Annotated in this window: 32 protein-coding genes; 13 read left to right on the top strand and 19 right to left on the bottom strand. The window is 44.7% G+C overall.

Going from position 1 to position 25,346, the window contains the following annotated elements:
• The first annotated feature begins 16 nt into the window (after positions 1-16).
• From AB5627_RS00415 to rplQ, 10 genes are all read left to right on the top strand, one after another.
• The gene (locus AB5627_RS00415; RefSeq protein WP_022286977.1) at positions 17-649 is read left to right on the top strand and encodes an adenylate kinase; all 633 of its coding nucleotides are present in this window, start codon (positions 17-19) and stop codon (positions 647-649) included.
• A 16-nt stretch (positions 650-665) separates the two neighbouring features.
• A complete protein-coding gene (gene map / locus AB5627_RS00410; protein WP_022286976.1) occupies positions 666-1,412 on the top strand; it encodes a type I methionyl aminopeptidase in 747 nt (248 codons plus the stop codon).
• Positions 1,409-1,708, top strand: coding sequence for a KOW domain-containing RNA-binding protein (locus AB5627_RS00405; RefSeq protein ID WP_022286975.1), 300 nt, complete (start codon positions 1,409-1,411; stop codon positions 1,706-1,708). The genes map and AB5627_RS00405 overlap by 4 nt, the downstream gene beginning before the upstream one ends.
• A complete protein-coding gene (gene infA, locus AB5627_RS00400; protein WP_022286974.1) occupies positions 1,708-1,926 on the top strand; it encodes a translation initiation factor IF-1 in 219 nt (72 codons plus the stop codon). The genes AB5627_RS00405 and infA overlap by 1 nt, the downstream gene beginning before the upstream one ends.
• Positions 1,927-1,986: 60 nt before the next feature.
• The gene (rpmJ, locus tag AB5627_RS00395) at positions 1,987-2,100 is read left to right on the top strand and encodes a 50S ribosomal protein L36 (RefSeq protein WP_022286973.1); all 114 of its coding nucleotides are present in this window, start codon (positions 1,987-1,989) and stop codon (positions 2,098-2,100) included.
• Between the two features lie 29 nt (positions 2,101-2,129).
• Positions 2,130-2,498 (top strand): 30S ribosomal protein S13, encoded by a 369-nt coding sequence (rpsM, locus tag AB5627_RS00390; protein ID WP_022286972.1) that lies wholly within the window; start codon positions 2,130-2,132, stop codon positions 2,496-2,498.
• Positions 2,499-2,512: 14 nt separating this feature from the next.
• The gene (rpsK, locus tag AB5627_RS00385; RefSeq protein WP_022286971.1) at positions 2,513-2,911 is read left to right on the top strand and encodes a 30S ribosomal protein S11; all 399 of its coding nucleotides are present in this window, start codon (positions 2,513-2,515) and stop codon (positions 2,909-2,911) included.
• Between the two features lie 92 nt (positions 2,912-3,003).
• A complete protein-coding gene (gene rpsD / locus AB5627_RS00380) occupies positions 3,004-3,600 on the top strand; it encodes a 30S ribosomal protein S4 (protein WP_022286970.1) in 597 nt (198 codons plus the stop codon).
• Positions 3,601-3,731: 131 nt separating this feature from the next.
• Positions 3,732-4,691: a DNA-directed RNA polymerase subunit alpha gene (locus AB5627_RS00375; RefSeq protein ID WP_022286969.1), complete on the top strand. Its 960-nt coding sequence runs from the start codon at positions 3,732-3,734 to the stop codon at positions 4,689-4,691.
• 18 nt (positions 4,692-4,709) lie between these two features.
• The gene (gene rplQ, locus AB5627_RS00370; protein WP_046441741.1) at positions 4,710-5,051 is read left to right on the top strand and encodes a 50S ribosomal protein L17; all 342 of its coding nucleotides are present in this window, start codon (positions 4,710-4,712) and stop codon (positions 5,049-5,051) included.
• A gap of 131 nt (positions 5,052-5,182) precedes the next feature.
• Here the strand turns inward: rplQ and AB5627_RS00365 are convergent, their stop codons facing one another.
• The 19 genes from AB5627_RS00365 to AB5627_RS00275 all read right to left on the bottom strand — a co-directional run bounded on the left by AB5627_RS00365 (position 5,183) and on the right by AB5627_RS00275 (position 22,132).
• Positions 5,183-6,055 carry a glycoside hydrolase family 25 protein gene (locus tag AB5627_RS00365; protein ID WP_038672629.1) on the bottom strand — a complete coding sequence of 291 codons (873 nt, stop codon included), beginning with the start codon at positions 6,053-6,055 and terminating at the stop codon, positions 5,183-5,185.
• Entirely contained in the window at positions 6,042-6,239 is a 198-nt protein-coding gene (locus tag AB5627_RS00360; RefSeq protein WP_038672628.1) for a hypothetical protein, read from the bottom strand. Before AB5627_RS00360 ends, AB5627_RS00365 begins: the two co-directional genes overlap by 14 nt.
• On the bottom strand, positions 6,236-6,469 hold the full coding sequence (locus AB5627_RS00355) for a hypothetical protein (protein WP_038672626.1): 234 nt from the start codon (positions 6,467-6,469) through the stop codon (positions 6,236-6,238). Before AB5627_RS00355 ends, AB5627_RS00360 begins: the two co-directional genes overlap by 4 nt.
• Before the next feature lie 229 nt (positions 6,470-6,698).
• On the bottom strand, positions 6,699-6,881 hold the full coding sequence (locus AB5627_RS00350) for a PspC domain-containing protein (RefSeq protein WP_022286964.1): 183 nt from the start codon (positions 6,879-6,881) through the stop codon (positions 6,699-6,701).
• Between the two features lie 12 nt (positions 6,882-6,893).
• Positions 6,894-7,718 (bottom strand): DUF4097 family beta strand repeat-containing protein, encoded by an 825-nt coding sequence (locus AB5627_RS00345; RefSeq protein WP_022286963.1) that lies wholly within the window; start codon positions 7,716-7,718, stop codon positions 6,894-6,896.
• The gene (locus tag AB5627_RS00340) at positions 7,718-8,347 is read right to left on the bottom strand and encodes a DUF1700 domain-containing protein (protein WP_022286962.1); all 630 of its coding nucleotides are present in this window, start codon (positions 8,345-8,347) and stop codon (positions 7,718-7,720) included. The genes AB5627_RS00345 and AB5627_RS00340 overlap by 1 nt, the downstream gene beginning before the upstream one ends.
• On the bottom strand, positions 8,344-8,667 hold the full coding sequence (locus AB5627_RS00335) for a PadR family transcriptional regulator (RefSeq protein ID WP_002851767.1): 324 nt from the start codon (positions 8,665-8,667) through the stop codon (positions 8,344-8,346). Before AB5627_RS00335 ends, AB5627_RS00340 begins: the two co-directional genes overlap by 4 nt.
• Before the next feature lie 321 nt (positions 8,668-8,988).
• A complete protein-coding gene (locus tag AB5627_RS00330) occupies positions 8,989-10,386 on the bottom strand; it encodes a 5-methylcytosine restriction system component-like protein (RefSeq protein WP_022286961.1) in 1,398 nt (465 codons plus the stop codon).
• Positions 10,386-12,020, bottom strand: coding sequence for an McrB family protein (locus AB5627_RS00325; protein WP_022286960.1), 1,635 nt, complete (start codon positions 12,018-12,020; stop codon positions 10,386-10,388). Before AB5627_RS00325 ends, AB5627_RS00330 begins: the two co-directional genes overlap by 1 nt.
• A 111-nt stretch (positions 12,021-12,131) precedes the next feature.
• The gene (locus tag AB5627_RS00320; RefSeq protein ID WP_265290355.1) at positions 12,132-13,844 is read right to left on the bottom strand and encodes a glycosyl hydrolase; all 1,713 of its coding nucleotides are present in this window, start codon (positions 13,842-13,844) and stop codon (positions 12,132-12,134) included.
• A 30-nt stretch (positions 13,845-13,874) separates the two neighbouring features.
• Complete coding sequence (locus AB5627_RS00315; protein ID WP_022286958.1) at positions 13,875-16,154, bottom strand: glycoside hydrolase N-terminal domain-containing protein; 2,280 nt, start codon at positions 16,152-16,154, stop codon at positions 13,875-13,877.
• A 216-nt stretch (positions 16,155-16,370) separates the two neighbouring features.
• Positions 16,371-17,138: an urease accessory protein UreD gene (locus tag AB5627_RS00310; protein ID WP_022286957.1), complete on the bottom strand. Its 768-nt coding sequence runs from the start codon at positions 17,136-17,138 to the stop codon at positions 16,371-16,373.
• Positions 17,135-17,746: an urease accessory protein UreG gene (gene ureG / locus AB5627_RS00305; protein ID WP_002851818.1), complete on the bottom strand. Its 612-nt coding sequence runs from the start codon at positions 17,744-17,746 to the stop codon at positions 17,135-17,137. The genes AB5627_RS00310 and ureG overlap by 4 nt, the downstream gene beginning before the upstream one ends.
• A 36-nt stretch (positions 17,747-17,782) precedes the next feature.
• Positions 17,783-18,457: an urease accessory protein UreF gene (locus AB5627_RS00300; RefSeq protein ID WP_022286956.1), complete on the bottom strand. Its 675-nt coding sequence runs from the start codon at positions 18,455-18,457 to the stop codon at positions 17,783-17,785.
• Between the two features lie 16 nt (positions 18,458-18,473).
• Positions 18,474-18,962, bottom strand: a complete 489-nt coding sequence (locus AB5627_RS00295) for an urease accessory protein UreE (protein ID WP_117864122.1) — start codon at positions 18,960-18,962, stop codon at positions 18,474-18,476.
• A gap of 15 nt (positions 18,963-18,977) precedes the next feature.
• A complete protein-coding gene (ureC, locus tag AB5627_RS00290) occupies positions 18,978-20,690 on the bottom strand; it encodes an urease subunit alpha (protein WP_002851786.1) in 1,713 nt (570 codons plus the stop codon).
• Positions 20,691-20,693: 3 nt separating this feature from the next.
• Entirely contained in the window at positions 20,694-21,374 is a 681-nt protein-coding gene (gene ureA, locus AB5627_RS00285; RefSeq protein WP_289147911.1) for an urease subunit gamma, read from the bottom strand.
• A gap of 33 nt (positions 21,375-21,407) precedes the next feature.
• Positions 21,408-21,725: a hypothetical protein gene (locus tag AB5627_RS00280; RefSeq protein WP_289147910.1), complete on the bottom strand. Its 318-nt coding sequence runs from the start codon at positions 21,723-21,725 to the stop codon at positions 21,408-21,410.
• Positions 21,722-22,132, bottom strand: a complete 411-nt coding sequence (locus tag AB5627_RS00275) for a hypothetical protein (RefSeq protein WP_117877690.1) — start codon at positions 22,130-22,132, stop codon at positions 21,722-21,724. The genes AB5627_RS00280 and AB5627_RS00275 overlap by 4 nt, the downstream gene beginning before the upstream one ends.
• A gap of 499 nt (positions 22,133-22,631) precedes the next feature.
• Here AB5627_RS00275 and speB point away from each other — a divergent pair, with 499 nt between their 5' ends.
• The 3 genes from speB to AB5627_RS00260 all read left to right on the top strand — a co-directional run bounded on the left by speB (position 22,632) and on the right by AB5627_RS00260 (position 25,337).
• Positions 22,632-23,594 (top strand): agmatinase, encoded by a 963-nt coding sequence (gene speB, locus AB5627_RS00270; protein ID WP_022286952.1) that lies wholly within the window; start codon positions 22,632-22,634, stop codon positions 23,592-23,594.
• Between the two features lie 156 nt (positions 23,595-23,750).
• Positions 23,751-24,617: a transporter substrate-binding domain-containing protein gene (locus AB5627_RS00265; RefSeq protein ID WP_333634930.1), complete on the top strand. Its 867-nt coding sequence runs from the start codon at positions 23,751-23,753 to the stop codon at positions 24,615-24,617.
• Positions 24,618-24,674: 57 nt separating this feature from the next.
• Positions 24,675-25,337, top strand: a complete 663-nt coding sequence (locus tag AB5627_RS00260; protein ID WP_022286950.1) for an amino acid ABC transporter permease — start codon at positions 24,675-24,677, stop codon at positions 25,335-25,337.
• The last annotated feature ends 9 nt before the right edge of the window (positions 25,338-25,346 follow it).

Raw genomic sequence — 25,346 nt, 5'->3', positions numbered from 1 at the left:
TAAAAAGGAGTTAAAAATGAATATCATTCTTTTAGGTGCTCCCGGTGCGGGAAAAGGAACTCAGGCTGAGGTTATCTGCAAGGCTCTGAACATTCCTACTATTTCTACAGGCAATATGCTCAGAGCGGCTGTTAAGGCTGGCACTGAGTACGGTCTCAAGGCTAAGGCTGCTATGGACGCAGGCGACCTTGTATCAGACGATATCGTAATTGGTATCCTTAAGGACAGGATCGCTGAGCCTGACGCTCAGAACGGTTTCATTCTGGACGGTTTCCCAAGAACAGTTCCTCAGGCTGAGGCTCTTGACGCTATGGGCGTTAAGATAGACAAGGTCATAGAGATATATGTTCCTGACGAGACTATCCAGCAGAGACTTTCAGGCAGAAGAGTTTGCCTCGACTGTGGCGCTACTTACCACACAGCTTTCAAGCCTTCAAAGGTAGAGGGCGTGTGCGATGTTTGCGGAAAGCCGATCGTTATCCGTAAGGACGACGAGCCTGCAACAGTTATCAGCAGACTTCAGACATATCACAAATCAACCGCTCCTCTTAAAGATTACTACGGTAAGCAGGGTAAGCTCGTTACTGTTGAGGGACAGGATAAGGTAGAGGACACTTCAAAGCTTGTTCTCGAAGCTGTTAAGGCATAGATCCGAGGCGTTTTTAATGATATGCGTTAAATCCAATAAAGAGATCGAGAAAATGCAGAAGGCGGGCGCAATAACCGCCGGAGCATTGATCGCTGCGGGCGAGGCTATCAGACCGGGTATGACTACCTACGAACTTGATAAAGTCGTTCACAGATATATCACTTCTCATGGTGCAAAGCCAAGCTTCCTTGGCTACGGCGGATTTCCAGGCTCAGCCTGCATTTCCGTCAACGATGAGATAATCCACGGTATCCCCGGTCCACGCAAGCTTTGCGAGGGCGACATAGTTTCAGTAGACGTTGGTGCTTACATTGACGGCTATCACGGAGATTCCTGCAAGACCTTTGCTGTAGGCAAGATTTCCCCTGAGGCAGAGGCTCTGATGAAGTCCACCGAAGAAAGTCTGTATCTTGCAATAGATATGGTAAAGCCGGGCGTTAGACTTGGCGACTTGGGTGCGGCCATTCAGAAATACAATGAGGACAACGGCTATTCCGTTGTAAGACAGTTCGTTGGTCACGGTGTGGGCAAAAACCTGCACGAAGATCCAGAAGTTCCAAACTATGGCAAGGCTGGTCACGGCATCAGACTTGTGGCAGGTATGGTAATAGCCATAGAGCCTATGATAAACATGGGTACGGCTGATATCAAGACAATGCCTGACGGTTGGACTGTCAAGACAAAAGACGGAAAGTGGGCGGCTCATTTTGAGCATACAATCGCAGTTACTCCTGACGGGGCAGTTATCCTGACCAAAGTATGACGGAGAAAAGCGTTGTAGATATACCGATCGGTTCAGTGGTGCTTGCGAACGCAGGCCGTGATAAGGGCAGATATTTTGTTGCGGTAGCTGCCAGCGGCGGTTTTGTGTATATCGCAGACGGCAAGGAGCGTAAGCTTGAAAAGCCAAAGCGTAAAAACATAAAACACATTTCACCTGCGGGCGTCAACATCAGCACTGATGAACTGACAAACAGGAAATTAAGACGGCTGATACAAGGTTTTGACCCAAACCGTGTTACAGCAGACCAAAACCTTTTAGATGGGGAGGTTTTTTAATGTCAAAGGAAGACGTTATCGAACTTGAGGGAACGGTAATTGAGGCTAAGCCAAATGCAACGTTTCTGGTAGAACTTTCAAACGGTCATAAAATCCTTGCTCATATTTCGGGTAAGCTGCGTATGAATTATATTCGTATCGTACCCGGAGATAAGGTAACGGTCGAAATGTCACCGTATGACTTGACAAAGGGAAGAATCACATGGAGAGCTAAGTAAGCTTTCCCGTAAGTTTAAGAATTTTTAATTCTTGTCGCTAAATTCAAAGGAGGTATTTCAATGAAAGTAAGACCTTCAGTTAAGCCTATCTGCGAGAAGTGCAAGGTAATCAAGAGAAAAGGCAAGGTTATGGTAATCTGCCAGAATCCTAAGCACAAACAACGTCAGGGCTAACAAACCAATAATGGAGGTGCAGCTAAATAATGGCTCGTATTGCTGGTATCGACCTGCCAAAGGATAAGAGAATTGAAATTGCTCTTACTTATATCTATGGTATAGGTCAGAAAACTGCTACTAAGATTCTTAATGAAACAGGCGTAAATCCTGACACAAGAGTTAAGGATATGTCTGAGGACGATGTAGCTAAATTGCGTGAATATATTGACCATAACATCACTGTTGAGGGTGACCTCAGAAGAAATGTTGCGCTCAATATCAAGAGATTGACAGAAATCGGTTGTTATCGTGGTCTTCGTCACAGAAGAGGTCTCCCAGTTAGAGGTCAGAGAACAAAGACCAACGCAAGAACTCGTAAGGGTCCTGTAAAGACAATCGCTAATAAGAAGAAGTAAGGAGGGTGTGAACAATGGCTCAGGCTAAGAAGAAGACTACTATTCGTCGTCGTCGTGAAAGAAAGAACATTGAACAGGGACAGGTTCATATCCAGTCTACTTTTAACAACACTATCGTAACTATTACAGATATGCAGGGCAATGCTATTTCTTGGGCATCTGCCGGCGGACTCGGCTTCAGAGGTTCTAAGAAGTCTACTCCATTCGCTGCTCAGACAGCTGCTGAAACTGCTGCAAGAGCTGCTAAGGAGCATGGCCTTAAGACCGTTGAAGTTTTTGTAAAGGGACCTGGTGCTGGCCGTGAGGCTGCAATCAGAGCTTTGCAGTCTGAGGATCTTGAAGTTAGACTTATCAAGGATGTAACTCCGATCCCTCACAATGGATGCCGTCCTCCAAAGAGAAGACGTGTATAGTTTATAAGACAATTTGAGTTTGTAGTTTACTCAAAGTCGGGTAAGCAATTCGGCTAAGACCCGATAACATTTAGAAAACGGAGGTATTTACCATGGCAGTAAATAGAGAACCAATACTCAAGAGATGTAAATCTCTCGGAATCAGCCCAGCAGTTATGGGTATCGCTAAGGAAACAAAGCGTGATCCTAACGCTAACAAGAGAAAGAAAGTTTCAGAATACGGTATGCAGCTTAAGGAAAAGCAGAAGCTCAAGTTCATCTATGGCGTTCTTGAGAAGCAGTTCCGTCACCTGTTCGAGCTTGCTGAGAAAATGGAGGGTCAGGCCGGTGCTAATCTCATTACTCTTCTCGAGTCAAGACTTGACAATGTTGTATACAGAATGGGTCTTTCAATGACAAGAAGAGAGGCTCGTCAGCTCGTTGTTCACGGTCATTATCTTGTTAACGGCAAGAGAGTTGACATTCCTTCTTACAGAATCAAGGAAGGCGATGTTATCTCACTTAAGGAAAACAGCAAGAAGAGCGAGAAGTTCAAGCAGATCATTGAGGCTAACGCTTCAAAGGCAGCTCCTACATGGCTTGATGTAAACAAGGACAACCAGACAGCTAAGGTTCTTCGTATGCCTGTTAAGGAAGACCTTGACTATGACATCGAGGAGCACCTCATCGTCGAGTTGTATTCTAAATAATGTATTGATAGTGGTTCTTACGGTATGCACTCTTCAAGAGTGCGTATCGGAGAAATACTTGATATGTTTTTGGAAGTGTATGTGTTATTGATCATATAAAACAATCGAGTTTGAAAACAGGAGGGTCTTAAATGCTTGAAAAAATAGAAAAGCCTGAAATCGAAACAGCCGAGCTAAAGAGCAACGGAACATACGGCAAGTTTATTCTCGAGCCTCTGGAGCGTGGCTATGGTATTACGCTCGGAAATAGTCTGAGACGTGTACTGCTCTCCTCTTTGCCAGGCGTCGCCGTTACATCGGTAAAGATCGACGGTGTACACCACGAACTATCAACAATTCCCGGAGTTAAGGAAGATGTTACTGAGATCATTCTTAACCTCAAGGGTTTAACTGCAAAGCTTTACGGCGAGGGTCCTAAGACTATCTACATTGAGGCCGAGGGCGAGTGCGTTGTCACTGCCGGCGACATCAAGACAGATTCTGAGGTGGACATTCTTGTTCCTGATATGCACATTGCAACTTTGGGACCGGGCGCAAAGCTTTATATGGAAATTGTCATCGACAGAGGTCGTGGATATGTTTCTGCGGAAAAGAACAAGGCGCTTATGCCTAACGCCCCTATTGGTGTTATTGCAGTAGACAGTATTTATACGCCTGTATTAAAGGTGAACTTCACGGTTGACAACACCCGTGTTGGACAGATCACCGATTTTGATAAGCTGACATTGGAGGTTTGGACCGACGGTACTATCTCCGCTAAGGAAGCTGTATCAATGGCAGCCAAACTCCTCAACGAGCATCTGAATCTCTTTGTTGATCTCTCAGAAGAGACTAACGTTGTAGAGATGATGGTTGAAAAGGATGAAAAGGGCAAGGAAAAGATCCTTGAGATGACCATTGAGGAACTTGACTTATCTGTGCGTTCATTTAACTGTCTGAAGCGTGCAGGAATTAACACGGTTAACGATTTGATTGAAAAGTCTGCTGAAGAAATGATGAAGGTAAGAAACCTTGGTAAGAAGTCATTCGACGAGGTCAAGGAAAAGCTTCATTCATTGGGTTACGACCTTAATTCAGAGGACGATAATTAAAGTAAGGAGTGAAAATCTATGCCAGGCACAAGAAAGCTGGGAAGAACTAGCGACCAGAGAAAAGCAATGCTCAGAGCTATGGTTACTTATCTTCTCGAAAACGGTAAGATTGAAACCACTGTAACAAGAGCTAAGGAAGTTGCTGCTATGACTGAGAAAATGATTACTCTCGGCAAGGCAGGCGACCTTCACTCAAAGCGTCAGGTACTTTCTTATATAACTAAGGAAGACGTAGCTAAGAAGCTGTTTGACAACATTGCACCTTCATATGAGGGCAGAAACGGCGGCTATACAAAGATCATCAAGATCGGACCACGTCGTGGCGACGCTGCTGAAATGGCTATCATTCAGTTGGTTTAATAAATTTTGCATAGCATTCAAGGCTGTATCCGTAAGGGTACAGCCTTTTTTATGTGCTTATATTTGGGCATTGGTATCAAGATATGCGGGCGAACGTTGTTCGCCCCTACAAGTGTGGCTATGGTTTGTGGTTATTTTAGAAGTTCATTGCCAATGAGGTCAATGAATTTCTTGCCTGCTATGCCGTTTTGTGAATAGCTGTGGTTTTTGAGTATATTGTTCATGGCTTTCTGAGTACCTGCACCGAAAATATCGTTTTTATCAAGGTTGATATTGTGCATACCCTTTTTCTTTGCAAGCATAAGAAGATATTTCAGTGCAAGGACACCATTGCCTTTATCGCCTTTTTTGTAGCCTGTGGTATCGAGATCTATTGCGTTGGAAGGGTAAAGGTTAAGGCACTTTTTCTTCATTATGGCAGGGTAGTCTTTGTAGGCGTAGTTGCAATCGCAGCGGTCGGAAACACCATTTACAGTTCCTTTGCTTGTATACTGCCACATTCCATAGTTTGATATGGCAGGCTTTGCAACGTCAAAGTGTGCCACCCAAATGTCGTAGCGGCTTTTTACGGAGTCTGATACCTTGCGCTTGAAAAAGTTTGCGTAGCTGTAGACAGCCGCATAGTAGCCGTTGCTTTCGAGATAGTCGCAGAAAGCTTCTATAATTTTGTTTACGGCAGCGTTTGGAAGTTCGCTTTGGGAAGCGTCCTCGATATCAAAGGCGAGGGGATATTCAAACATTTTGCCTTTGACCGCTTCAAGAAAAGTTTTCGCTTCCGCAAGTGCATCGGCTTCTGTGAGGGCGTAGGAATACCAGTATGTGCCGATATTAAGACCAGCCTTTCTGGCGGCGGCATAGTTCTTCTCGAAATTTTCGTCTTTTTGACTGATGTACTTGCCGTAGCCTGCGTTTATCATCACAAAGCTGTAACCCTGTGACTTCACCTTTTCAAAATCAATTTTTCCCTGCCAATGGGAAACGTCTATGCCCTTAGCTTTTTCCATTGCCGTCACCTCCAGATTTTTTTGCCGTCTGTACGCCAAAGTAAAATGATATCACCACGGTGAAAACTGTGATGAACTGCTCTCCGCTGACTATCCCTTTCAGCGTGAGGATACAGAACACGCTTGTCATAAGCAGTGTGACAAGCGATTTTACGTCAATGAGCTTTGCGAGTTTTTCTTTCATGAATATCTCTCCCTTTCCATGTCTGTTATCTTTTGTTCCGCTGCCGCCATTCTTGAGATGAGTGCGTTATGCTCGGAAACTGTTTGTTCCAGCCTATCTATTCTATATATAATAAGCCGTTCGGTGGCTTCCTGTGATTTTTTGTTTTCTTTAGCTCCCGAACGAGCTATTATAAGCTGGCAGGCTATGCTGGCGGCCGCCGCTATGAACGCCGCTATTACTGCTTCCATGTTTATCACCTCCTACTTATCCCGAAAAAGAGGTGTTTTGTTGCATAAAAAATGCAACAATTGCAGAATTGTTGCCAAATTAAAATATAAATCATTTGTTTGCACAGTTTTGGTGCGGCAATTTTGTGCATTTGTCACATACTTTCATGAACAGAAAAGATATTTGTTAAGACGTAAAAAAACACGGCTGAGTTTACATTCAGCCGTGGTTTTTGTTTTTAGTACGGTCTTATTTCTCAGGCAGAAGCATTGCAGCCGCAATATATGCGATAACTCCTGCACCGCCTGCACAGCCTATAAGCACTGCACAGATACGGACTATGTTCACGTCGATGTTGAAATACTCCGCTAGTCCTGCGCAAACGCCTGAAATTATCCTGCCTTCTCTTAATTTGTAAAGTGGCTTTGCCATTTCTATCACTCCTTATCTGAAATTAAGCGAAATTTCGCCTATACCATTGTCAATGTCAAGTTTTATTTTGTAGAGTAGCTCGTTCTCTTCTGTTGTGCTATTTATTTTCACTTTGCTGTTTGATTTTATTTTATAATCGTTTTTATAGCCGTCGATATCAAAATTTATACTTCCTATGCCGCCGTCTATCTCAGCGTCGCCGAGAAGCTTTCCTGAAAAGTCTGTTTCGCCTACTCCACAGTCAAAGTCGGAATCGTTGAAAGTGCAGTCTTTGAAAACTGTTTTTCCTACCCCAAGGTCAAAGTCGGCTTCATTTTTGCAGGTGACGTTAATGACCTCTGAGCTTCCTGCACCGAAATCTATGTCGAGGTTTTCACAGGTCAGATCTGAAAGCTTCATTTGTCCTGCGCCTGCGTCTATTTTTACAGTGTCAAACGCTTTTTCAGGAAGCTCTATAGTCAGCGTAGGCTGACTTCCGTCAAAGGAGATATATCCGCCTTTAAGGTGCAAAAGGCTGTCGGCGGTCTTGACCTGAAGCTTGCTGTTTGATGACGAAAAATTTATCTTCTCTGGAAGATTTTCTCCCGTGACGTGGATATTTTCGTCACTGCTCATTTTGATGTTGAGATCCCCTGCGGAGAAGTCGATCTCCATATTATCTATAGCGGCAACGTCAAAAGTTTCGTTGTAGGAATAACGCTTGCCAAGGCTTTTGGTGTTTGTGACCTTGATAAGCACCACGCCAACAATGAAAAGCACTATGCCGATAATAAATATCGTCAAAAAAAATGGGAAACGTCTGCGTTTTACGTCGCCTGTATTATCATATTTTGCCATTACGCCACCGCCTTTGAGCTTACAAATCTATGGACAAAGTTTGTGAATTTGTTGAAGAGGCTTACACAGCCACGCCATATGCACCTTATAACAGGCATTACAATCATGCCTCCAAGTCCGATACAAATAAGTCCTGCACCGATCAGGGCAATGCCTGCGGGATAGACCGTGAAAAGTGTTACTATACCGCCTATTGTAAGGGAGAAGCCTGTTGCGAAAACTGCAATTATTATGCTTAAAAGTGCGCAAAGTATCGCCAGGGCTATTGCGGCAAAGGCACACATAAGGCTGAACCATATTGGGCTTGTGATGATGATAACAAGAAGCTTTGAGAGAGAATTGCCGTTCTGTGGCACATTATTGTCAGTATCACGAGCCTGTGATGGGTCAGCGGCGGCTTCCATTTGAAATACCGAGTCGCCCTGTGGGTGTATGCCGCTGTCCTGCAAAATTTTGTTGGCAAGTTCTTCGGGCGAGCCGAGGTTTGCGGCAGTTTCAGCTTCATGGGCTGCACCTGCATCAAGGAATATCTCCTCATAAAACCCCATTGCGTCATTTATTTCATCTTCGGCAAGTCCGCCGTCTTCAAGCAATCTGCGTAGTTGGGTAAGATACTCAAGTCTGTTCATGTGTTTTCTCCACCTTTTTCTAATAATATACGGTCTACCATATTTTTATGCTTCTTCCACTCTCTGCGGTATTCTTCAAGAGCTTTTTCTCCCTTTGGGGTAACATGATAATAACGTCTGTTCCTGCCCATATATTCCTTATCGTAGGTTTCAAGCAGCTCGTTTTTTTGAAGCCGTTTCAGTACAGGGTACAATGTGGATTCTGAAACGTCCACCGCACTGCGTATGAACTGCGTTATCTCATATCCATAGGTATCCTCTCTGTCTACCACCGACAGTACCATGGAATCAAGCAGTCCTGCACTTATTGGAAAGCCCATTTACTCTCTCCTCTCTTTAGTCAGCTCAGTTATTATATAGATCTATAATACTATATCGCTGAATATATTATACGTCATATAATATTATTTGTCAAGGGGTAAAATCAATTTTTTTGTTATCATCACTTTATGTGAGTTAGTTTAGAATAATTGTTTGTTGAAAATTCCTAGACAGCCTTGAAGAAGCGTCAGCCCTCAGGGATATTTCCCATATGCCTGCAAGAGTAAAGTGTGCAATGCTTGGCTGGCGGACGCTTTCTGAGGCGCTGAAAGATAAATAGGGTATAAAAATGCCGCTGAGAAAGCTCTCAGCGGTTTTTTTTAAGCTTCGTTTTTAATGCTTTCCCTGATTTTATCGCAGACCTTTTTCAAGTTCTCGATGAAAGTGCTGTGCCACTCCTCATAGGTGGTATCATCACTGCTTTCTGGAACTATTACTGCGTGCATATAAAAATATTTTTTGCCGATAATACAACACTGTTTGAATATCGTTTCAATATCTTTATGTGCGGGGAAAATGACTCCTGTGCGATCAGTCTCAAATATTACCATGTCACGAAGGCATTTGTTAAAGTCGTTGTCATCAAAATCTTTATAATTAGGCGGACTTTTCATACACTCTCCCCAACTAGGTTTGAACTTTGCATCAAGTATCATAAAAGGCTTTTTGTCTTTCTTGAACACAAAGTCAGGTTTTGAGGTGAGCCTTCCGTTCTTGGAAGGGTCTAGAACTTCGTGAGGATCTGAAAGCTCACAAAGATATTTGTGTTTCTCCTGCGATTTTACCACGCCAAGATCATATCGGGCAAACTGATTTTTGAGATAATTTTCCCAAAGGGTCGGGATATAAAGCAGGATAGTATCAGCTTCGCTGTCTTGATCAGGGTCAAAGAGGGTGAGATACTCGTCATGGAAAACTTTCAGGCATACCTGTCGGAGCTTTTCATACTCGGTGTAATATGGGTGTGCGATAGGCTGTAAATTCTGCGGAAGAATGGTCTTTACGTTGGTGGAATAGAGATCCATTGACGAGTGGAGAATGTTAAGATAGCTTGTTATCTCACTGCTGTCAAGAAGCGCCGTCATGACGGAGTTGTTGCTAAAGCGTTCTTTCAGGCGTTTGTGTGCGGCATAGATAAGGCGGTTAAGAGGGTTGTCTATGGTGTTTTCACGATAAGAATAGGCTATCCTGCCGTTTTGCATACCCATGTTTAGCCTTATGTGCCGTGCGATATCGATACTGCCCTTTAGGCGGCTGTTATTGCCCTCAAAGCGGCAATATTTTCTGTATACGCCTTTTCTTGAAGCTTCCGTAACGGCGTTTTTGAAAAGATAGACAAGAAGAAAATCGAAGAAATTATCGTCATTTATTCTGAGGTCATTCTCTTTTATATACTCATCTTCAAATGTATCGAGGAGCATGGTTTCCAGAAAATATGGCTTTGAGTCTTTGTCAAAGCGTGATTTTATTTGCAGTGTGATGTCATATTCTTTTTCAGCGTATCTATAGATACGGTTTCTCACTACGCCGACACTTCCGCCGATATAGTTCTTTCCATTGAAAGTTCTACATAGGTGGTGAATTTTTCCCTCATAGGTGTAATTATAGCTGGAGATAAAATCCCGCACCACGTCTTTGTAGTTAATGCCTTCGACTATTTCTATTTCATCAAACTTTGAATAGTCATAGACTGTTGCGGTTATTTTTATAGCTGACATTATTCTTCGTCCTCGGCAGTGGTTTGTGGCTCGTTGGTGTCTTTATCACCGCTTTGGTCATTCATCAAAGCTTTATGACAATCGTTTATGAATTTATCTACGCCGTTCTTGCCACGGAGATATTCCCTAAGTATAGACTCTATATTGCGCTTCCAAATATCATCAAGATTTTCGCCCATGCTCTTGGCTTTATCATAGTCCTTAAAATATGCAGGTCCGATATGATAATCTTCATTAAGACCAAATCTCTTGCCGCTCTCGCCTGAAATGACTTCGTTCATTCTTATGGCTCTCTGTGCAAGGTCTTTGCTGACTTTTTCGTCGTTAAGCATAGACCTGAGCGAGGTTTCCATAAAGTCATTTGCTTTTATAGGTATCCAATCAAAACGGCGGCGGAGTGCAAAGTCAAAGGTCTCAACATTTCGGTCGATATCGTTCATTGTGCCTATTATCACAACATTTTCAGGCACATAGAAGCCGTCATTAAAAATATCATTGTCCAGCTTTTCTATACCGTTTTCTGTTTCTCCATATGTAGGCAGATTGTGATACTGTGTCTGAACTTTATGTTCACTGCCACGCTTTTCAAAGCAATACATAAGCTCGCCAAAAACCTTAGAAAGCTCGGCTCTGTTTATTTCATCTATGACAAAATAGTAGATTGGTGCTTCTATTTCTTCGTCCATTGCGCTTTGTTCAGCCTCAGCCGCTTCACGGCAAAGCGCCTTGAAAGTGCCGTCCATGCGGACAAATACCATTTGATCTGCACGCTCTATAGGGCGCAGACCCTCCACAAAGTCGGTGTAGTCATATGAGCCGTGGAACTGAACGAATTTGAAGTACCTGCTGGAATAACTACATATTGAATCTAGCTGTTCACTATTTTGTTCGTTGACATACTTCTCAACAGAATATGTCTTTCCTGTTCCTGGTGCACCTGTGAAGATTATGTTTTTCTTGCGGGAGGTTTTGATACAATGACCTATGTATTGTGTAACTTCGTTTGGGTCATAGGGTTTTACTTGAGGCTGTTGGATTGGGGCTTGGGCTGGGAGTGCAGGTGTCGGTTGACTTATGAAATATGGGATAATATTATTAATTTTTAGCCTGAGTGGAGCTGGATTTTGTGAAGTTGGGTTATCACAATATTTATGCAGTGTTGGATAAGTTGTCGGGTCAAATAAAGAAGTTGTGCAAGCTTGGCTAAGTTGAGATAATGTAGTATGGGAAGGTAAATCTCGGCAAAATGTTGAAAATTCCTGCCTCATTAGTGCTTTATCATTTTTTAATGATTTGACTTCGGCTGCATCATCATATTTTTTTATTTGGTTTGAAGATAGCCCCATAGATGCTTCAAATGCAATGCCCCAAGGATTTCCACTTTTTGAGTTTGGAAAGAAAGTCATATTGTAGTTAACAATTTCCTTGTTGTCATTTACAGATCTTTTATAACCACCAAGAATAATAGAAATAAAAAAATCAAATTCTTGGTTAAGAATCTTACCATTGTTCTTAGTGTTATTTCTTGCTTCTTTCATTTGCAAGGCAAATTCGTCATGCTCAATATCGTCTGCATTAATATTTGCAAAAGCGTCCCTTATTTCCTGAAACGTAGTATCCATTGTAATTTTCATATAATTTCCTCCGCCTAAAATCTTATTACTTCCCCATTGTAACAAAATTCTTCAAAATTGTCAATAAAAAGTTAAAACCCGACAGGCTTTTTTTGCCGTGTCGGGTCGATATTATTCTGCTTTAGAAGTATTTTCTTTCTTCGCTTTGCTGTCAGCCTTTGAGCTATCATTCTTTTTGCTCTCAGCGGATTTTTCTTCCGTGTCCTTTATGGAGCTTGCAAGGTGGGTGAAGTCGGGGAGCTTATCCCTTGTTAGAGTGAGATTGTTGTTATACATCTTGATAAGCTCGGCGGCGGTGTTGTTTTCTTCAGCAAGCTTGCCGTCATCGGTCATAAGATAATTTCCACCCCATTGACCTATGAACGCCCACATGGCTTTTTCGTCTGCAATGCTCTGTATGTCAGGGAAGCTTCCACATTCGCTCATTGCGATAGGCTTGTTCTTTGATATGCTTTGCAGGAAAAGCATTATGTTCACCTGTGCGTCCTTATTGCCGTCGTCATAAACATCGCAGGAAAGCACGTCGCAGTATTCGTCGCCCACATACCAATCGGCATTCTGTGCTGACCATACCCATATGAGATTGTTCAGCTTGTGGTATTTCGTCTGACGCTCGTACATAAGCTTCCAAAGCCATTTGTAGGCTTCCTTGTCATTGCCCCACCAGAAATCGCCGTTGCTGGCCTCGTGGAGCGGTCGCCAAAGCACTGCTATTCCCTCATCACGGAGGGTGGAGAGTTTCTCAGATACGGTGTCGATATCCTGAACGACAGCAACACATTCTTTGCTTACCTTGCCGTCCTTTTGAAGCTTTTTGATATCCTCAAGGCTGAGTTCTGCGATATTTTCCTTTGTAACTGCCTTTTTGATGTCAAAATCCGTCTGGTCGGCATAATATTCACGCTTGTCGTCAGGGGCAGCCCAGTGCCACATATAGCCCACTATGCCGTCCTTTGAAGCCCAATCCATGGCGATGTTCATCTCGGTGTCGGTGGTGATGCTGTCCTTTTCAGTGGCAAGCATAAGGTCGCCAAAACGTATTGCAGGGTATTTTCCTGTGGTTTTGTATATCATGTCTGTTTCAGCAGATGTGCCGATGGTGTCATGCTGACCCAAAAGCACCTGCTTGCCGTAGCTTTCGCAAAGATACTGATAAAGCGCTTTTGCGTTGTAGTCGGAGTCTTTGTTTGAAAGAGCAGGCTTTGATATAGTAAGGTCAAGTTTTGATATATCCTCGCTTGCGGTGAGGGTCAGGCAGTCAACGTCAAGTCCGCCGTCCACAGGGATAACGGATATTGCCGTCTTGCCTTTTTCTATGTAGATGTTCTTGAAAGTCACCTTTTCAAACTTGCCCGAGCCGCTGGCTGAGAAATCCTGAAGCTTTTTGCCGTTCACAGCTATGCCGTTCACGCACGGCACATCGGAAGCCACTGTTATGGTAAGGTTATAATACTGTGAGTCGGTAAGCTCGATCTCTCTTGACCAATCTTCCTCAGCGGAAATGTTCGTCACATAACCCTTGCCCTTGTAGCCCTTGCGGTCGCTTTTTACTTTCGCCTTGCCTGAAACTGAGCCTGTTTCGGCTTCAACGCTTTTTGAAAACTTCACATAAGGTATGGCGTTTGCCACTATCTTTGTTTCTTCATAGCTTTTTAAAGCCTGCTCGTCAGCCTTGCTGTCATCGTTTGTCTGTTTCTTTGTTGTGGTTACAACAGATGTTTTTTCGGGGGCGGTCATGCTCTCGTTTCTGCCTATCTGCACTCCGCAGCCTGACAGCGTGCAAATTGCTGCAACAGCCGCTGCCATTATCCGATAATGTCTCATTTCAATATCCTCTCAAATTTTGTCTTTTGCTCAGAATGTGAGCGTGTATGTTTTACCTGTTTCCGTGTCAAACTCTGCTGCGCCGTCTGTGTACAAGGTCTGTACCTCGCTGCTTGCAGTGTGTACCTTTACACTGTCACACACTATCCTGCACTTCTTTCCGCACCTTGAGTGAATGTGGCAGGCTGTTATCTTTGAGTCTTTCCACTCAAGGTCGATAACAAAGCCGCCTCTTGCACAAAGTCCTTTGAAGCTGCCCTCCGACCATTCTTTCGGCAGCGCAGGCAGGAGAATTATCTCGCCGTTCTCGCTTTGCAAAAGTGCCTCCGTGATACCGGCTGTGCCACCGAAGTTTCCGTCTATCTGGAAAGGCGGGTGCATATCGAACATATTCTCGCTTGTGGAATTTGAAAGAAGTGCTATAACATTTTCGTACACTTTTTCGCCGTCAAAAAGTCTTGCCCAGTGGTTTATTATCCATGCCCTTGACCAGCCTGTGTGTCCGCCACCGTGTGAAAGACGTCTTTCAAGGGTAGTCCTTGCGGCTTTGGCAAGCTCAGGGGTCTTTCGCATTGTTATGATGTCAGCAGGATAGAGTGCGAAAAGCTGTGAGATGTGCCTGTGACCAGGCTCTACCTCGTCATAGTCCTCTGCCCATTCCATTATCTGACCGTATTTGCCTATCTCAGGTGCAGGAAGTCTGTCTCTGGCTTCAAGGACTTTCTTTCTGAAACCTCCGTCAGTTTCAAGTATTTTTGAAGCTTCCGCAACGGCAGTGAAAAGCTCATAGATTATCTGGCTGTCCATAGACGGACCTATGCAGATAGAGCCTTTTGAGCCTGAAGCTGTGAGATAGGTATTCTCAGGGGAAACTGACGGGCAGGTAACAAGTCTGCCTTTTTTGTCCTCGATAAGGAAGTCGAGGAAAAATTCTGCCGCTTCTTTCAGGGTGTCATATTTCTCGCTGAGAAACTCTCTGTCCTGAACATAGAGATAATGCTCCCATATGTGCAGGCAGAGCCATGCCGCACCCATTGGCCATTGTGTTCCGGGTATCCACAAGTCCTGCGGTGCGGTGTCGCCCCATATGTCGGTGTTATGGTGACAGACAAAGCCACGGCAGCCATACATATTCCTTGCGGTCTTTCTGCCGTTTGGACGGAGCTTCTCGATATGGTCGATAAGAGGCATATGAAGCTCTGAGAGATTACAGTTCTCTGCACACCAATAGTTCATTTCGGTATTGATATTGATAGTGAATTTACAGCCCCAAGCAGGCCACATATCCTTGTTCCAAATGCCTTGGAGATTTGTAGGCAGGGTCTTTTCTCGGCTGGCTGCAATAAGAAGATATCTGCCGAAATTGTGATACATTTCAATAAGCTTGTTGTCGGGATCGCCCTCTTTCACAAGTGCAAGTCTTTCGTCTGTAGGCAGGGTGGAATTACCTGAGCTGTTGTCGCAAAGGGAGATATTCGCACGGTCATAGTATGACTTGTAGTCTGCGATATGGTCAGCTTTAAGCTGTGCATAGGTTTTTTCCTCGGCTCTTTCAACGTCAAAGACAGCCTGTCCCTTGTAATCTTCACAGCGGTAGCTTGTCTGTGCGCCAAGGAGGATAGTCACCTCGTCGCAGTCCTCACAGGTTATGAAGCTTCCATATGGGTAGACCTTTCCGCCCTTGTGGAGTACCTTTATATAAGCGGCAAAGTTTATGCCGTCCTCTGAGCCACATCCACCGTAAAAGAGGATATCGTTGTCATGAACGGGCGAGTTATCATCAAAATAATCATCTCTGCCGTCAATGCGTACACGGACGCTTATCGCTTTTTTCTCGGAAGCCGTTATGTGCATAACAAGCACCTGATCGGGCTGTGAGATAAACACTTCTCTTGTGTAGTCAACGCCGTTTATGGCATATTCTGTGGTGCAGACAGCGGTGTTAAGGTCAAGGCTTCTGCTCTTGAAGTCACATTCGCTCTCTTTATAATGTATAACGTTCATGTCGCCAAGTGGCATATAGTGCCTTTGATTTACAGGCGTGCCACAGAAAGCGCCATAGATTATTTTTTCAGCCTCGTTTATTTTCTCCTCAAAAAGCAGTTTTCTCACTTTTTCGAGATTAGGCAGTGCGGACTTATTATTTCTTTCACGGAAGCCGCCCGACCAGACGGAGTCCTCATTGAGCTGAATCCTCTCTTCAAGTGGCTGAGAGAACACCATTGCGCCTATCCTGCCGTTTCCAAGGGGCAGTGCTTTGTTCCAATCGTCTGCAGGGGTCTTATACCAAAGAAGTGCGGAAGTATCCATAGCTAATCCTTTCGTTATCTGTATATATCTGTATTTTAATATGGTTGTAGGTTACAATCCCTTATATTATAGCATATTTTGTTTTGGTTGACAAGGGGGAGATCGTGGCTCTTGTGAGATGTGAGAAATAATAAAACCAGTGTAAGCCTACAGCAGGCTTTCACTGGTTTTGTTTATCATTTATGAAAAGTTTAACAATATTTTATCCGCTGCTTTTTATGTGCAAATTTTTTCTGCAATGTTCTGAAAAGCGTCAAAGATCTCTTCTCCCGAACGTCCCAAGGCTCTTATGGCTATGCCATGTTCCGTGTGAGTGGCGCAAAGCTGTGCGCTGTCAGGGTCGCCTGTGTAGTCGGCTTGGTAAATGCTTTCCAGCATTGTCTTGTCAGGGGTGTAGATATACATAAATCCCGTGTGGGTGAAGCTCTCGAAAAAGCCTTTTTGCCGTATGGGCAGTGCGGCGGGGTCGATAAGAGTGTTGTCGATAAAATCCGCCCTGCCGTCAATTGCTATCTCGGTGCGTGAGCGAAAGCGCTTCAAGCCGAACTCCTCACCCATTGCAGTTCTGCCACAGCAGTATATCTCAGAGAAAATAAGCTCAGAGCTTTCTGTGATGTTCACCTTGCCCATGGAGATATGCTCACAGCCTGTGAAGGTCATAATAGGGTGGGGCATATAGCAAAGCCTTGCGTTTTTGCGCACAACAAGCTTTATGCTCTGTTTTGATACGCCGCCGTTTGTGTTGAAAAGCTTTTGATAGCCCTGATCTGTGAAAATGACCTTGCAGTTTTCCCCCACAAAAAGCTTTATCTCGTTTTCGTCACCTGCCAATACTCCTGCTGAGCCGCACATTGAGATATATTTCGCCCAGCCTTTATGGTCATAAAATGGTGAATACACCTTGAAAGGGGGAGCAAAATATAAGTCCTCAGTAACGGTTTTTTGTCCGTCAAAGGCTGTTGACAGGCTTAGTCTGCCGTTCATTTCAAATCCTCAAAAAGCACTGATTTTTTTATCCAGTCTATGACCTGAGAAACGCCCTCACGGCTCATGAGATTTGTGAAAAGAAACGGTCTGTCGCCCCTCATGCGCTTTGAGTCGGAAGCCATTACTTCAAGGGAAGCTCCAACAAGTGGCGCAAGGTCTGTCTTGTTGATAACAAGCAGGTCGGAACGTGTCACGCCAGGGCCGCCTTTTCTTGGTATCTTTTCACCCTGTGCAACGTCGATAACATAGATAGAAGCGTCTGCAAGGTCAGGGGAGAATGTGGCGGAAAGATTGTCGCCGCCGCTTTCAATGAAAACGATCTGCGTGTCAGGGTGCTTTTTCACCATTTCGTCAACGGCTTCCAGGTTCATTGAGCAGTCTTCTCTTATGGCAGTGTGAGGACAGCCGCCTGTTTCAACGCCAACTATCCTGTCAGCAGGCAGGCATGAGTTTTTTGTAAGAAATTCTGCGTCCTCTTTGGTGTAGATATCGTTTGTTACAACGCATATGGAATATTCTTTTGACATTTCTCTTGTAAGGCGTTCGATAAGTGCGGTTTTTCCCGATCCCACAGGTCCGCCTACGCCTATTTTTACATAGCTCATTTTTGGTACTCCTTATTATATTATATAAATCATAGCTTATGACATATACTGTCTTGAATACAGCCGTTCGTGCTGCATTGCACGCAGGTCAAAGCCTGCACCGCTTATGCCGATATCGTTTATATCAGTGAAAAGGGCTTCTTCTGAAGCGGAGGATATAAGTTCAAAGCTCTCTCCGAGAATTTTCTGCCCTGCAAGCTGACTAAGAGGTACAAGCTTCACGCAGTTTGTGACTATGGCGGAGCATATGGAATAGCCGTATACCGCAAGCCCCTCTGAAAGCTCGATGCCATTGTCACGCATATAAAGCCCATAGGCGATGCACTGATGACCCTTGCATATGCCCTGCTCCGTCAGGCTTTTATAAAGCCCTGTGAAGCTTTCCCGACCATTGTTGAATATTTTGAAAAAACGCCTTGTGACCTTTTCTGAGCCGCTTCGTATCTCAAATGGTGTTTTCACCGCAGAGTATATCTCATCAAGACGGCAAAGCTCCTTTTCGTCAGCATTGTATGCCGCTGCCGCCGCACCAAGCTCATTGTAGGGCAGCACTGAGATGTAAGAATGGAGATATTCTTCAAGCCCTTTTGGGGAAGTGATGATATCATGCTGAACGTAGGTTTCAAGCCCGTTTGAAAGCGTGAACGCACCCACTGGGAAAAGGCTGTCGCATATTTGCAGAATGTGCATAAGTCCTGCGGTATCGGTCATTTTTTATCAGCTCCGTTTAGTGTGAATGTTCGTGGTGATGATGTTCTCCATGCTCGTGGGAGTGGCTGTGTGAGTGTCCGTGAGCTTTGCAGACGATAAAATCGTCAAATCTGCCTATGATGTTCTCGCACTCAAAGCCGAGGTTTTTCAGGTGCTTTTCTGTAGGCTCGTCATGTGGGATAAGCACGTTGTCGTCAGATATTTTAAGTGACAAATGCCTGTTGCCTATCTCAAAGCAAAGCCTGCCCATTTCCTGCATAGTGTGAACGTTTATCTTGATAAGGGGACAGCTTGTGAGCTTCACTGCTACGCAAAGCTTATCGTCAAGATAGATGATATCCCCGTCCTTTAGGTTTTCGTCAATGGCAATGCCTATGTCACGTCCTCCTGCGGTGGTTTTTCTTATGCGCTTTTTCTCGGCTTCAAACCAATCAAGCTCAACTGTGTCTACTTCTACGGAAGGGGTGCTTTCAGAGAGATTGCCTAATATTTTTTCTGCTATCATTTTTGTTTCCTCGCTTTAGAACATAAAGTAACGCTGTGCCAATGCAAGCTCGTCAAAAGGCTCGCAGGTAATAACTTCGCCGTCAACTGTGACAGTGTAGGTCTCAGGGTCTACTCTTATATCTCCGCAGACGTTGTTGTATACCATATCAGCCTTTGAGATGTTTCGGCAGTTCTTCACAGGAAGCACCTGCCTTTTAAGACCAAGCTTCTCTTTTATGCCGTCCTCGTAGGCGTATTTTGATACGAACGTGATACAGGTGCTTGAAAGGGCAAGCCCGTGACCACCGAACATTTCTGTGTAACACACAGGCTGAGGGGTAGGGATAGAAGCGTTTGCGTCGCCCATTTTTGATGCGAAAATAAATCCGCCCTTTATTATCATGTCAGGCTTTGCACCGAAAAATGCAGGATTCCAAAGAACAAGGTCTGCCACCTTGCCAACTTCCACTGAGCCTACATATTCTGATACGCCGTGGGTTATAGCAGGGTTGATAGTGTATTTTGAAATGTAGCGTTTTATTCTGAAATTGTCGTTTCGCTGGCTGTCCTCTGGGAGTGCGCCACGTTGTTTCTTCATTTTGTCAGCGGTCTGCCATGTTCGTGTGATGACTTCGCCTACACGTCCCATTGCCTGAGAGTCGGAACTCATCATTGAGAATATTCCCATATCGTGCAAAACGTCCTCTGCGGCGATAGTTTCAGGACGTATCCTTGAATCCGCAAAAGCAATGTCCTCAGGGACGTTCTTGTCAAGGTGATGACACACCATGAGCATATCCAGATGTTCGTCAAGAGTGTTTGCGGTGTAAGGCATTGTAGGGTTCGTTGAGGAGGGGAGAACATTCGGGAACGCTGCTGCTCTGATAATGTCAGGAGCGTGTCCGCCGCCTGCACCCTCTGTGTGATAAGTGTGGATAGTCCTGCCCTTGAAAGCGTTGACGGTATCTTCAACAAATCCGCCCTCGTTAAGAGTGTCGGTGTGGATAGCCGCCTGAACATCATACATATCCGCAACAGTAAGTGCGTGGTCGATAACGTCAGGGGTAGAGCCCCAGTCCTCGTGTATCTTCAAGCCTATACAGCCTGCCTTTATCTGCTCCTCAAGAGTTGTGATGTCGCTTGAATTTCCCTTGCAGAGATAGCCGAAATTCATTGGCAGGTCTTCGGAGGCTTCCAACATTCTGTGGATATTGAACTCGCCAGGTGTACAGGTGGTGGCATTGGTGCCGTCGGCAGGACCTGTACCACCGCCTATCATGGTGGTGATTCCGCTGTAAAGGGCTGTTCTCACCTGAGTTGGAGAGATAAAATGAATGTGCGTGTCAAGTCCGCCAGCGGTGAGGATAAGTCCCTCGCCTGCGATAGCTTCCGTGGAAGCGCCTATTATCATGTTTTTGTCAACGCCATTCATGATGTCGGGGTTGCCTGCTTTGCCTATTCCTGCAATCCTGCCGTCCTTTATGCCAACGTCAGCCTTTATGATGCCTGTGCTGTCGATGATAAGAGCGTTTGTGATAACAGTGTCAAGGCACTCCTTGTCAGTGGCTTTGCAGGATTGCCCCATGCCGTCACGGAGAGATTTTCCTCCACCAAACTTTGCTTCATCGCCATGAACTGTCAAATCTTTTTCCACTTCTGCAATAAGAGAAGTATCGCCCAAGCGTACCCTGTCGCCAACTGTCGGACCATACATATCGCAGTAAGCTTTTCTCGATATTTCGATCATTTCCTACACCCCCTTGAAGCCAAGCTTTTTAGCCTTTTCAAAGGCTGCCTGCTTGATGTTTTCATCGTCCATTTTTCCGTTTACAAGACCATTCAGACCATAGCCTATGCGGTCGCCGCCGATAGGTATAAGACGGACGGTCTTTTTCTCTCCCGGCTCAAATCTTACCGCTGTGCCTGCGGGGATATCAAGTCGCATACCATAAGCCGCCTTGCGGTCAAACTCCAAAGCCTTGTTTACCTCAAAAAAGTGGAAGTGGGAGCCTGTCTGGATAGGTCTGTCCCCTGTGTTTGAAACTGTAAGCTCAATGCTTTCTGTTCCCTCGTTGAGCTTGACAGTGCCTTCCTCAACGATAAATTCCCCTGGGTGAAGCTTGCTTGCACCCTTTATAGGGTTGTGTACTGTCACAAGCTTTGTGCCGTCGGGCATTGTGGATTCTATTTGTATTTCATGTATCATTTCAGGAACGCCGTCCATGACGTCATCAGCGGTAAGAAGCTTTGTGCCGTATTGCATAAGCTCAGCGGCTGTCGCTCCTGCTCTTGCTTTTTCCATTACTTCCATGCTTATGTATGCCACAGCTTCAGGGTAGTTGAGCTTTAATCCCTGTGCCTTTCGGTCACGGGCAAGCATGCCCGCATAATGGAGCATAAGCTTATCCTGCTCTCTTGGAACAAGTCGCATTATTATTCCTCCTATTTATATAGTATAGCGTATCTACTGCTTTTTCTCTGTAAGGGCTTTTCTTACTACTCCCTCAGGGTCGCTTATGAGCATAGTGCCGAGCCATACGACGGTGCCGAGTGCAACAACGCAGATTCCTAAAAAGCTGTCGTTTATCATGTCTGCGGTGGCAGGTGTGAAATATCCTGCGCCCTGCGCTTTGTATTCAAAAAGTGCGTCCACGAGCCACATTATAGATGCGCCCCAGTACATATAGCACATCAGCCCCACTTTAAGCTTTCTGGCTTTTGGTGATGTGTACCATACTATGGTAATGATAACGGCTGCTATGAGCGTGATAAGAAGCGTCATACGGCGTCACCGCCCAGCTTTGCAGTCTCTTTTGGCTTACGTTTCAGTATCTTGTCAGACACCACAGTCAGTACAGCCCATACCGCTGTCACAAGAACAGCCATTGATGTTCCGACAGTCGCCATTTCGTGGAATGCTACTGCCATTTCCGAAGGGTCGTTAGCCGCTGTCAGGAATGGGAAGAACGGAGATATCTCGCCATGCCACAGATGCTCAAATGCCAAAAGTCCTGAACCGCCCCACAGAAAGCCTGAGAGCCTTGTTATCTTTTTAGAAAGAGGAAGCTTGTCCTCCGAAAGAGCTTTGACCTTTGTCTGCTCCTCTGCCTTTGCCTCGTGAGACTTTACTGCCTTTGCCACAATAGTTGTAACGATCGCTTCTGTTGCTGGTACTAAAAAACAAGCCATAATAAAACTTCCTTTCAAAATTGTTTTCTGAGTTTGACCTAGTGATAATAAAAAAACAACGCCCTTATAAACCGACAGGCATTGCCGTATCGGTTATAAGAGCGTCATTGCTTTGATTATCAGTATAGCACAGAGCTTTTTATTTGGCAATAGTGTTAATGAAAAATTCTTATTTTATTCAGCTTTGAATAAAAAATAGATATGAACAAAATGAAAGTCTGACACCTGAATATTGCATTATTGCCCTTTGTAAATTTGCACAAAGAAACTATTCAAAAATGAATAGTTTCGACTTTGATATGGGTGAAATGGCGTAAATACGCTGTATAAGTGATAACAAAGATTATTCCAAAGTGAATAATTTTCAGAAAAATTGAAAAATAGCTCTTGACAACTTGCAGGAATGGTGATATAATTCTGCACATAGAGCAATTCAGAAATGACTTGAACGGTCATGCGGATATGTTCCTCAGTGATTTTGAAAGGAAAGTGACCTCAAATGATCAACAACAATTGTCAGCCACCGAGCGCCTCAGGCTCTCCTCGTTTTTGTAATATGGGTAATTTCATGAGGCTTCCTCACGCGACCTCAGCAGAGGGATTGGATTTCGCTATCGTTGGTATACCGTTCGATACCGCCGCTTCTTTCAGAGCAGGCGCAAGATTTGGTCCTAACGGTGTAAGAAACATCTCGGCAATGATAAAGCCTAACAATGTTGCAATGGGCGTCAACATTATGGATTCACTCAAGGGCGCAGACCTTGGCGACGTTCCTGTGATCCCTGATTATATCCACGAAACATATGCAGCTATCGAGCAGACCTTGGACGGTGTTCTTGAATGCGGTGCAGTTCCAATAAGTATTGGCGGCGACCACGCTATCACCCTTGGCGAACTTAGAGCTATCGCAAAGAAGCATGGAAAGGTAAGCCTTGTGCATTTCGATTCACACCTTGACCTGTGCGATACGGTTTTCGGTCAGAAATACAATCACGGCACACCATTCAGAAGAGCAATGGAGGAGGGTCTTATTGATCCTGAGAAGTCAGTTCAGATCGGCATGAGAGGTTCTCTTTACGATCCTGACGATTTCAAGATCGCCGCAGACCTTGGCTTCACGGTTATCCCAGGGGACAAGCTCCACACATATTCTCCTGAAGATCTTCTCAAGGTCATAAAGGAAAAGGTGGGCGACAATAAGGTGTTCCTTACATTCGATATTGACTTTGTTGACCCGGCTTATGCACCAGGTACAGGTACTCCTGAGGTGGGCGGATTTACTTCATTTGAAACACTTCAATATATAAGAGCGCTGAAAGATCTGAACTTCACAGGCTTTGATGTAGTAGAAGTTGCTCCTCCATATGACCACTCAGAGATAACAGCTTATATGGGCGCAAATATCATTTTTGAGTTCATGTCTATCCTTGCTTATCAGAAGAAGATCGGCAAGAGAAAATAAAGATAGAAAAATAATTCACCTTCCAATAAATATAATATCAAACGCAACGGAGCGTTGACGGCGGCACTAGGGTGTCTGGCTTGTCAGCGCTCCGAATTATTTAGAAAAGTAAGTGAAAGGTTGGAATCAGTTATGAAAAGCGGAAGAAGATTTGGAATGTTAAGAAAAGTTTGTGCAGTGGCAGTGGCTTCAGTACTTGCGGCAGGATGTCTTACAGCCTGCGGAAGCAGCAAGAACACAGGTCCGCTCACACTGGACCAGATCAAGGAAAACGGTAAGCTCACAGTTGCGACAGAAGCCGCTTATGAGCCTTTTGAATACATGGACGGCGATAAGATCATAGGCTACAACGCAGATCTGTTTGCTAAGATTTGCGACGATCTGGGGGTGGAGCTTGATTATATCGACCTGCCGTTCCAAGGAATACTTGCAGGACTTGAAGCAAAGAAATATGACGTTGTTGGAGCAACACTCGGCGTAACTGCTGAACGTGCAGGCAAGTACACGATGACTTATCCTATCCAGAACGGAACTACAGTTTTCGTAAAGAGAAAGGGCGATGACAGCATCAAGTCTATCGAAGATATGTCAGGCAAAAAGGTCGGCACACAGACTTCTTGCTACAATGAGGACGATACAAAGAAATTCAACGAGAAGCTAAAGTCAGAGGGCAAGGACGGCTATGCTGAACTGCTCAAATACGACTCATTCCCTGAGGCTTTTGCAGAGCTTAAGAACGGCAAGATAGACCTTGTTGCTCAGAACTATGCAAGCTGCGCCGCAGTTGTAATGAAGAATCCTGACTATTATGAGATAGTGGCTGACGATTCAGGCAAGGCTGAAATGGTCGGCACAGACACTTGGGTATCATGGGCTGTTCGTAAGGAAGACACAGAGCTTTCTGACTATATCAACTCTGAGATACACAAGTTCAAAGAGGACGGAACTCTTGCAGAGCTTCAGAAGAAATGGTTTGGTGAAGCCGTTGACCTGCCTGAGAGCGATTATATCCCTGCCGAGTAAAAAGCACCTTTGAAAGGAGGAAATGCTCCGTCGCAAACGGCGGAGCATTATATATCAATGGAGAATTTCAACATAGTATGGCATTATAAAGACCTGCTGCTGAAAGGTCTTGGCTATACAGTATTCGTATCCGTTGCAGCGATACTTATAGCGCTTTGCGTTGGTATGCTGCTTTCGGTGATGAGAATGGGCGGCGACTCGCTTCCTTCGAGGATACTGAAAAAGATAGTCGCAGTTTATATAAGCTTTGTCCGTGGCACGCCTGTGCTGGTGCAGATATACATTATATATCAGGCACTTGCAGTAATGGGTCTAAACCTTTCAAACCTGGCGTCAGGCATAATCGCTCTTAGCCTTAACAGCGGCGGATTTATCGCAGAAATAATCCGTGGCGGACTTACGGCTGTGCCAAAGGGTCAGACGGAGGCGGCCAGAGCCTTGGGCATGAGCGAGCCAAAGATACTAATGAGGATAGTTTTTCCGCAGGTATTCAAGGTAGCTTTGCCGCAGCTGACAAGCGAGTTCATAAACGTTATAAAGGTGTCGCCGATGCTTTCTGTATTGGCAATCGTAGAGCTTACAAGAACGGCTCAGCGTCTTGTTACGCAGACATACATAAACCTGCCTTTCTATATTGCTATCGCAGTTATGTATTTTGTTATCTGCGCAGGACTTGAAGAACTTGTAAAGCTTCAGAAGAAAAGACTTGAAAGAAGATAAGGAGGCGCA

The sequence above is a fragment of the Ruminococcus sp. RTP21198st1_G1_RTP21198_201120 genome (assembly GCF_040924265.1).
In the GTDB taxonomy this organism is placed as follows: domain Bacteria; phylum Bacillota; class Clostridia; order Oscillospirales; family Ruminococcaceae; genus Hominimerdicola; species Hominimerdicola aceti.
This window is presented reverse-complemented; position numbering and strand designations above follow the sequence as displayed.